The 8,764-nt window shown below is 72.2% G+C and carries 7 protein-coding genes; 5 read left to right on the top strand and 2 right to left on the bottom strand.

Annotated elements, in window-relative coordinates; all coding sequences use genetic code 11:
- Positions 1 to 163 precede the first annotated feature (163 nt).
- From C6N75_RS28430 to C6N75_RS28420, 3 genes are all read left to right on the top strand, one after another.
- The gene (locus tag C6N75_RS28430) at positions 164 to 865 is read left to right on the top strand and encodes an HAD family hydrolase (protein ID WP_105871725.1); all 702 of its coding nucleotides are present in this window, start codon (positions 164 to 166) and stop codon (positions 863 to 865) included.
- A gap of 479 nt (positions 866 to 1,344) precedes the next feature.
- On the top strand, positions 1,345 to 2,943 hold the full coding sequence (locus tag C6N75_RS28425; protein ID WP_105871724.1) for an ABC transporter substrate-binding protein: 1,599 nt from the start codon (positions 1,345 to 1,347) through the stop codon (positions 2,941 to 2,943).
- 64 nt (positions 2,944 to 3,007) lie between these two features.
- Positions 3,008 to 4,600 carry an ABC transporter substrate-binding protein gene (locus C6N75_RS28420; protein WP_105871723.1) on the top strand — a complete coding sequence of 531 codons (1,593 nt, stop codon included), beginning with the start codon at positions 3,008 to 3,010 and terminating at the stop codon, positions 4,598 to 4,600.
- Between the two features lie 82 nt (positions 4,601 to 4,682).
- Here the strand turns inward: C6N75_RS28420 and C6N75_RS28415 are convergent, their stop codons facing one another.
- Both C6N75_RS28415 and C6N75_RS28410 read right to left on the bottom strand, forming a co-directional pair.
- The gene (locus C6N75_RS28415) at positions 4,683 to 5,354 is read right to left on the bottom strand and encodes a response regulator (RefSeq protein WP_105871722.1); all 672 of its coding nucleotides are present in this window, start codon (positions 5,352 to 5,354) and stop codon (positions 4,683 to 4,685) included.
- Between the two features lie 58 nt (positions 5,355 to 5,412).
- Positions 5,413 to 6,297: a RecB family exonuclease gene (locus C6N75_RS28410; protein ID WP_105871721.1), complete on the bottom strand. Its 885-nt coding sequence runs from the start codon at positions 6,295 to 6,297 to the stop codon at positions 5,413 to 5,415.
- A gap of 114 nt (positions 6,298 to 6,411) precedes the next feature.
- On the opposite strand from C6N75_RS28410, the gene C6N75_RS28405 reads away from it, so the two are divergent.
- Both C6N75_RS28405 and C6N75_RS28400 read left to right on the top strand, forming a co-directional pair.
- Positions 6,412 to 7,668, top strand: a complete 1,257-nt coding sequence (locus C6N75_RS28405; protein ID WP_105871720.1) for a site-2 protease family protein — start codon at positions 6,412 to 6,414, stop codon at positions 7,666 to 7,668.
- Positions 7,669 to 7,735: 67 nt separating this feature from the next.
- Entirely contained in the window at positions 7,736 to 8,632 is an 897-nt protein-coding gene (locus tag C6N75_RS28400) for a tRNA (adenine-N1)-methyltransferase (protein ID WP_105871719.1), read from the top strand.
- Positions 8,633 to 8,764 lie beyond the last annotated feature (132 nt).

Below are 8,764 nucleotides of genomic sequence, written 5' to 3'. Positions count from 1 at the left end.
CTCCAGCCGCGCCCTGCTCCCTCTCCGGCGCACACGACGTACACTGGTCGGTCCAGTACAGGCCGGTCGCCCTCCCCCGGCAGCCCCCGCGCGGGGCGTCGCCCACGGGGGTTCCCCCACCGGGAAGCGGCCGGCCTTCCCGTCCCCCGATGGAGGTGTCCGGATGACCAGCACGGTCCCCGCGTCCCTGACCCGTACGGCGGAGGGCTCCGCCCTCCAGGCGGTGTTCCTCGACATGGACGGCACGCTCGTCGACACCGAGGGCTTCTGGTGGGACGCGGAGGTCGAGGCCTTCGCCGAGCTCGGCCACGAGCTGGACGAAGCCTGGCGGGACGTGGTGGTCGGCGGCCCGATGACCCGCAGCGCCGGCTACCTCATCGAGGCCACCGGCGCCCGCATCACCCTGCCCGAGCTGTCCGTGCTGCTCAACGACAAGTTCGAGCAGCGCATCTCCCGAGGCGTGCCCCTGATGCCCGGCGCCGAGCGGCTGCTGAACGAGCTGGCCGCGCACTCCGTGCCCACCGCGCTGGTCTCCGCCTCGCACCGGCGGATCATCGACACCGTGCTGCGCTCGGTGGGCCCCGACCGCTTCACCCTCACCGTGGCCGGCGACGAGGTGGCCCGCACCAAGCCGCACCCCGACCCCTACCTGCTGGCCGCCAAGGGCGTCGGCGCCGACCCGCTGCGCTGCGCCGTCATCGAGGACACCGCCACCGGCGTGGCCGCCGCCGAGGCCGCCGGCTGCCGGGTCGTCGCCGTGCCCTCCGTCGCCCCGATCGCCCCGGCCGCCGGCCGCGTGGTCGTCCGCTCCCTGGAGGACGTCGACCTCGGCTTCCTGCGCAGCCTCATCACCAGTCTCAACTGACCCCGGCGGCCCGGGGCCCCGCGACGCTCACCGGCGGGCACGTACCGGACGTTCTCCGTGACCGCCCGTGCCCGCCGCCCCGCACCCCATCTCCCGTCCGCGGCGTGAGTTTCGTCACCCAGCGTGGCGCGTACGAGAGGGGCGGAAGGCCCGCCATGCCCGGAACGCCGCGATCGGCCCCCGCCCATGTGTCCCGTTTCATCGAACGGTGCACCAATCATTCCGGTGCATAGCAATAGAGGACTCCGTATCCCTCATCACTGTCCGGGGTGGCCGCAGGCGGAGACGCGTGGTGTGTCCCACTACTCTCTGCTCCAGGACTTCGCCGCAGACCTCCCGCTCCCGCAGCGGCCCACCAGGCCCCGGGAGCGCTGGACCGATCACTCTGCGACCCGGCCCGATCGCCCCGCCCCGCCCGGGCGGCCGCGGCGAGGTGACCGAACCGCCGTACCCCGTGCCGGATGAGGAGAACGTCCCCCATGAACCGCAAGACCCTGGTGCTGCCGGCCGTGCTCGGCCTGCTCGCCCCCGTGCTCGTCGCCTGCGGCGGCTCGGACAGCGGATCGGGGGACGGCGCCATCGTCGTCGGGACGACCGACCGGTTCACCGCCACCAGCGACGCCACCGCGCCCTTCGACCCGGCCTTCGCCTACGACACCGGCGTGTGGAACGTGCTCCGCCAGAGCGTGCAGACCCTGATGCGCGTGCCGCGCGGCGGCGGCGAGCCCGTCCCCGAGGCCGCCTCCCGGTGCACCTTCACCGACAAGGCCAGCGAGAGCTACCGCTGCACCCTGCGCGAGGGCCTGGCCTTCTCGGACGGCACGCCGGTCACCGCGAAGGACGTGAAATTCTCCATCGAGCGAGTCCTGAAGATCAACGCTGACACCGGTGCGGCGGGCCTGCTGTCGGGCATCGACACCATCGAGACCCAGGGCGAGGGCGAGGTCGTCTTCCAGCTCAAGGCCCCTGACGCCACCTTCCCGTACAAGCTCTCGACGCCGGTCGCCGGACTCGTGCCCAAGGGCGCCTACGACGCCGCCAAGCTGCGCGACGGCTTCCAGGTGGACGGCTCCGGCCCCTACACCCTGCGCGCCGAGACCAGCGGCGAGACGGTCGACAAGATCGTCTTCACCCGCAACGAGCACTACAAGGGCGACGTCAAGCTCCGCAACGACAAGGTGGAGTTGCGCTCCTTCGACTCGGCCGAGGAGATGGGCCGGGCCCTGAAGTCCGGTGAGATCGACATGATGACCCGCACCATGTCGCCCGAGCAGATCCGCGACCTCAACCAGACCCCGGCCGAGGGCGTCCAGATCACCGAGGTGCCCGGCCTGGAGATCCGCTACCTCGGCTTCAACACCAAGGCCGCCTCGGTGAAGGACAAGGCGGTACGGCAGGCCATGGCCGCCGTCGTCGACCGCGGTCAGATCGCCGGCCAGGTGTACGGCTCCACCGCCACCCCGCTGTACTCGCTGATCCCCTCCTCCATCGCCACCCACACCAACTCCTTCCTCAACGAATACGGCGAGCCCAGCCGCGCCAAGGCCGAGAAGATCCTCACGGACGCCGGCGTCTCCCGCACGGTGCCGCTGACCCTGCACTACACCACCGACCACTACGGCTCCGGCACCAAGAAGGAGTTCGAGGCGCTGCGCGACCAGCTCAACGCCACCGGACTGTTCGAGGTCCGCATCGAGGGCGCCAAGTGGTCGGAGTTCCGGCCCGCCCAGAAGCGCGGTGACTACCCGGTCTACGGCCTGGGCTGGTTCCCCGACTTCCCCGATCCGGACAACTACGTCGCCCCCTTCTTCGGTGCCGACAACTTCCTCGGCACCCCTTACGTCAACAACGAGATTCGCGAGCGCCTCATCCCCGAGTCGCGCCGCGCCGCCGACCGGACCGCCGCCACCCCCGCCTTCGAGCGCATCCAGGACATCGCCGCCGACGACGTGCCGGTGCTGCCGCTGTGGCAGGGCAAGCAGTACGTCGCCGCCCGCGACGGGCTGACCGGCGTGGAGTGGGCGCTGAACACCTCCTCGGACCTCCAGCTCTGGGAGCTGGCCCGGGGCAACGCCTGACCCTGCTGTACCCGGCCGGGCACACGGGCCCGACCGGAGCCGAGAACAACAAGGCAAGGTTCCTGTGAAGGCACACAACAAGTGGCTCACCGCCCCGCTCGCCGCCGGCCTCGCCGCCGCCCTGCTGGCCGGCTGCGGTGCCGAGAAGGGCGACGGCGCCGGCGCCGCCGAGGGCTCCGTGGTCGTCGGCATGTCCGACAAGGTGCTGGCCACCGACCCGGCGACCGGTTACGACCCCGGCTCCTGGCTGCTGTTCAACAACGTCTTCCAGTCCCTGCTGAGCTTCCCCAAGGGCGCCTCCGTCCCGCAGCCCGAGGCGGCCGAGAAGTGCGGCTTCGACCAGGGCGGCAGCAAGGTCTACCGCTGCACCCTGCGCGACGGCCTCACCTTCAGCAACGGCAACAGCCTCACCGCCAAGGACGTGAAGTTCTCCTTCGAGCGGGCCCTGAAGATCGACGACGCGGACGGCCCCGCCCCGCTGCTCTCGGCCATCGACACCATCGACACCCCCGACGACAGGACGGTCGTCTTCAACCTCAAGGTGCCCGACGCCACCTTCCCCAGCAAGATCGCCTCCGGCGCCGGCTCCATAGTCGACCACCGCGAGTACGAGGACGGCGCGCTCCGCGAGGACGGCCGGGCCACCGGCTCCGGCCCCTACAAGCTGGACTCCATCAGCGACACCGAGGCCGTCTTCTCGCCGAACCCGGACTACAAGGGCACCGCCGAGGTCAAGAACGCCGGCGTCACTCTGAAGTTCTACAACGGCGACCGCAAGGCCCTGGGCGACGCCCTGAAGAAGGGCGACGTCGACATCGCCTACCGCGGCCTGGCCGCCGGCGAGATCGCCGACCTGGAGGCCTCCACCTCCGCCGACCAGGACATCTCGGTCGTCGAGGGCTCCAGCGCCGAGGTCCAGCACCTCGTCTTCAACATGGACGACCCGGTCGCCGGCAAGCCCGAGGTGCGCAAGGCCATCGCCTACCTCGTCAACCGCGACGCGCTGGTGCAGAACGTCCACCGCTCCACCGCCACGCCCCTCTACTCGATCATCCCGGCCGGCATCGTCGGCCACAACACCGCCTTCGTCGACCAGTACGGCGCCCAGCCGCAGCCCGACAAGGCCAAGGCGGCCCTCGCCTCCGCCGGCTACGGCCCCGCCGACAAGGTCAAGCTGACCCTCCACTCCACGCCCAGCCGCTACGGCCCGGCCACCGACGCGGAGCTCAAGGCCATCGCCCAGCAGCTCAACGACAGCGGCCTGTTCGACGCCGACGTCGAGTCGGTGGAATTCGGCCAGTACGAGAAGGACATCAAGGCCGGCAAGTACGGCGTCTACGTCAAGGGCTGGGTCCCGGACTACCCCGACCCCGACAACTTCACCCAGCCGTTCTTCGGCGAGGGCAACGTCCTGCACAACAACTACGAGAACAAGAAGATCACCGGCACCCTCGTCCCGCGCACCTCCGCCACCGCCGAACGCACCGCCACCGAAGCGGACTTCGGCCAGCTCCAGGACCTGGTCGCCGAGGAGGTGCCCATCCTCCCCCTCTGGCAGGGCAAGCAGTACGCCGTCGCCCGCGACGGGATCACCGGCCTGGAATGGACCCTGGACGCCTCCACCGTCTTCCGCTTCTGGGAGATCAAGAAGGCCTGACGGCCCGTCGTACGACGCGAAGGGGCGCCCCCGAGGCCCGGGGGCGCCCCTTCGCGTGACGGCGGGGGCGGATGCCGGTCGGTCACTGCGCGCCGGGGCGCACCAGGCCGCTCTCGTATGCGTAGACCGCGGCCTGGACGCGGTCGCGCAGACTCAGTTTGGTCAGCACGTGGCCGACGTGGGTCTTCACCGTCGTCTCGCTGACGAACAGGTCCGCGGCGATCTCCGCGTTGGACAGGCCCCGGGCCACCAGCTTCAGGACCTCCACCTCGCGGTCGGTGAGCGTGGTCAGCGCGTCGGGGACCGACTGCTCGCCGGAGGGGAGGTGGTCGGCGTACTTGTCGAGCAGGCGGCGGGTGATGCTGGGGGCCAGCATCGCCTCGCCGGCCGCCACCACCCGGATCGCCTGGACCAGCTCGCCCGCCGGGGCGTCCTTCAGCAGGAAGCCGCTCGCGCCCGCGCGCAGCGCCTCCACCACGTACTCGTCCAGGTCGAAGGTGGTCAGCACCAGCACCTTGGCCGGACCGTCCCGGCCGGGGCCGGTGATCTGCCGGGTCGCTTCCACGCCGTCCATCCGGGGCATCCGGATGTCCATCAGCACCACGTCGGGCTGGAGCGCCCGCACCTGGTCCAGCGCCTGGAGGCCGTCCCCGGCCTCGCCGACGACCGCGAGGTCGCCCTCCGCCTCCAGGATCATCCGGAAGCCGGTGCGCAGCAGCGGTTGGTCGTCGACCAGCAGGACGCGGATGGTCACGGAATCTCCTTCGCTCGGCGGACCGTGCCCATTCTGCCCTGACGGCCCGCGCGGGCCGTCAGCCGGACCGGGGCGGGGGCACCACCGGCAGCGGATACACCGGGGGAGTGCCGCCGAACTCCGGGCAGCGCTCCTGGTGGTCGCACCAGCCGCACAGCTTCGTCGGCCGCGGCCGCCAGTCGCCGGTCGCCGTGGCGTGCGCGATCGCCTCCCACAGCGCCAGCAGCCGGCGCTCCACCCGCCTCAGGTCCGCCTCCACCGGGTCGTAGGTGAGGACCTCGCCGCTGCCCAGGTACACGAGCTGCAGCCGGCGCGGGATGACGTTCTTCAGCCGCCACACCACCAGCGCGTAGAACGTCATCTGGAACAGCGCGCCGTCCCGGTACTCCGGGCGGGGGGCCTTGCCCGTCTTGTAGTCGACGATCCGCACCTCACCGGTCGGGGCGACGTCCACCCGGTCGATCACCCCGCGCAGCCTCAGCCCCGACTCCAGCTCCGTCTCCACGAACAGCTCGCGCTCGGCCGGCTCCAGCCGTGTCGGGTCCTCCAGCGTGAACCACCGCTCGACCAGGCCCTCCGCCTCCGCGAGCCAGCGCGCCAGCTTCTCGCCCGCCGGATCGTCCGCGAACAGCTCCGCCAGCTCCGGCCGCTCCTCGAGCAGCCTCGCCCACTGGCCCGGCAGCAGCTCCCTGGCCCGCGGCGGCGTCCGCTCCGCCGCCGGGGCGTCGAACAGCCGCTCCAGCACCGCGTGCACCAGCGTGCCGCGGGTCGCCGCCTCGCTCGGCTTCTCCGGCAGCTTGTCGATCACCCGGAACCGGTACAGCAGCGGGCACCGCATGAAGTCGCTCGCCCGGGACGGCGACAGCGACACCGGTGGCCGCGGCCCGGCCACCGGGCCGCCCGCCTCCGGCTCGCCGGGACGCGGACAGGGACTGGTGCTCATGGCAGAGAACCCTACGGCCCCCCACTGACAGTCAGCGGCATACCATCGGTGCCAGACCCCCCACACCGCACGCCCGCGGTGTGACGCCTCACCCCGAAGGGACCCAGGGACCTCGTGAACAAGGACGACCAGAGCGGCGGGCAACCCCGCCCGCGGTCCGACTCCACGACGGACGACACCCCCACCGCGCCGGCCGGCGGAAAACCGCGGCGCACCGGCGAGGGCGGCGGCCTGCTGATGGGCCGCCCGTTCGGCGTGCCGGTCTACGTCGCGCCGAGCTGGTTCCTCGTCGCCGCCCTGATCACCTGGGTCTTCGGCGGCCAGATCGAACGCGTCCTGCCCGAACTGGGCAACCTGCGCTACCTCGTCTCCCTCTTCTTCGCGGTCGCCTTCTACGCCTCCGTCCTCGTCCACGAACTCGCCCACACCCTCGCCGCGCTCCGCTTCAAGCTCCCCGTCCGCCGCATCCAGCTCCAGTTCTTCGGCGGTGTCTCGGAGATCGAGAAGGAGACCGAGACCCCCGGCCGCGAGTTCGTGCTCGCCTTCGTCGGCCCGCTGCTCTCCCTCGTCCTCGCCGGGATCTTCTACGCCGCCCTGTACGCGGTCGAGCCCGGCACCGTCCCCGGGGTCCTGGTCGCCGGGCTGATGGTCTCCAACCTCATCGTCGCCGTCTTCAACCTGCTGCCCGGGCTGCCGCTGGACGGCGGGCGGATGCTGCGCGCCGTCGTCTGGAAGATCACCGGCAACCCGATGAGCGGCACCGTCGCCGCCGCCTGGATCGGCCGCGCGCTCGCCGTCACCGTCCTCATCGGACTGCCCCTGATCACCCACACCGGCGCCCTCGGCAACGACACCGGCGACATCGGCGGCGTCGAGACCGTCACCGACGCGCTGCTCGCCGCCATCCTGGCCGCCATCATCTGGACCGGCGCGGGCAACAGCCTGCGGATGGCCCGGCTCCGCGAGCACCTGCCCGAACTGCGTGCCCGGGCGCTCACCCGCCGCGCCGTCCCCGTCGCCGCCGACACCCCGCTCTCCGAGGCGCTGCGCCGCGCCAACGACGCCGGCGCCCGCGCCCTGGTCGTCGTCGACGGGCAGGGCGAGCCCACCGCCATCGTCCGGGAGACCGCCATCGTCGGCGTCCCCCAGCACCGCCGGCCCTGGGTCGCCGTCGGCGGCCTCGCCCAGGACCTCGCCGAGGGCATGCGCGTCCCCGCCGACCTCGCCGGCGAACCGCTCCTGGACCGGCTGCGCTCCCACCCCGCCACCGAGTACCTGGTCACCGAGGACGGCGGCGCGGTCTACGGGGTGCTGTCCACCGCCGACGTCGAGCGCGCCTTCGTCCAGGCCATGGCCCGCAAGTCCGACTGAGCGGCCCCGCCTCCCGGGGCCCGGGAGGCCGCCCGGAGGGCCCGTCCGCCCTTGATAAGCTGCCCGTATGTCCGAACCGACCGGTGCCGCCCGCCGACGCGGGCCCTTCAAGGTCGGGGACCAGGTCCAGCTCACCGACCCCAAGGGACGCCACTACACGTTCACGCTCGAAGCCGGGAAGAACTTCCACACCCACAAGGGTTCCTTCCCGCACGACGAGCTGATCGGCGCCCCCGAGGGCAGTGTTGTCCGAACCACGGGAAACGTCGCCTACCTCGCGCTGCGCCCCCTGCTCCCCGACTACGTCCTGTCCATGCCCCGCGGCGCCGCCGTGGTCTACCCCAAGGACGCGGGGCAGATCCTGGCCTTCGCCGACATCTTCCCCGGCGCCCGCGTCGTGGAGGCCGGGGTGGGCTCCGGGTCGCTCAGCAGCTTCCTGCTCCGCGCCATCGGCGACCAGGGCATGCTCCACTCCTACGAGCGCCGCGAGGACTTCGCCGAGATCGCCAGGGGGAACGTCGAGCGCTACTTCGGCGGCCCGCACCCCGCCTGGCAGCTCACCGTCGGCGACCTCCAGGACAACCTCGTCGACACCGACGTGGACCGGGTCATCCTGGACATGCTCGCCCCCTGGGAGTGCCTGGAGGCCGTCTCCAAGGCCCTGGTCCCCGGCGGCATCGTCTGCTGCTACGTCGCCACCACCACCCAGCTCGCCCGCACCGTGGAGTCCCTCCGCGAGATCGGCTGCTACGCCGAGCCGCAGCCCTGGGAGTCCATGATCCGCAACTGGCACGTGGAGGGCCTGGCCGTCCGCCCGGACCACCGCATGATCGGCCACACCGGATTCCTGGTCACCGCCCGCCGGCTCGCCGACGGCGTGGAGCCGCCGATGCGCCGCCGCCGCCCCGCCAAGGGCGCCTACGGCGAGGACTACGAGGGCCCCAACGCCGGCGCCCGCGGCTGACCCCGTCCCGCACCCACCGCCGCCGCCGACTCCCCGCTCCGGGGAACTCGGCGGCGGCGTCCGCGTGTTCCCAGCCGCGCGGCCCGGTCCGGCGCGCCCCCGCCGTTCCCGGCGGCCGCGCGCTGTGGCACG

Origin of the sequence: Streptomyces solincola (assembly GCF_002982015.1) — a bacterium.
GTDB lineage: Bacteria > Actinomycetota > Actinomycetes > Streptomycetales > Streptomycetaceae > Streptomyces > Streptomyces solincola.
This window is presented reverse-complemented; position numbering and strand designations above follow the sequence as displayed.

Bases quoted from the DNA above. Each gene is read 5' to 3' on its own strand.
- C6N75_RS28430 (WP_105871725.1), top strand. From the start codon at position 164: ATGACCAGCACGGTCCCCGCGTCCCTGACCCGTACGGCGGAGGGCTCC.
- C6N75_RS28425 (WP_105871724.1), top strand. From the start codon at position 1,345: ATGAACCGCAAGACCCTGGTGCTGCCGGCCGTGCTCGGCCTGCTCGCC.
- C6N75_RS28410 (WP_105871721.1), bottom strand. From the start codon at position 6,297: ATGAGCACCAGTCCCTGTCCGCGTCCCGGCGAGCCGGAGGCGGGCGGC.
- C6N75_RS28400 (WP_105871719.1), top strand. From the start codon at position 7,736: ATGTCCGAACCGACCGGTGCCGCCCGCCGACGCGGGCCCTTCAAGGTC.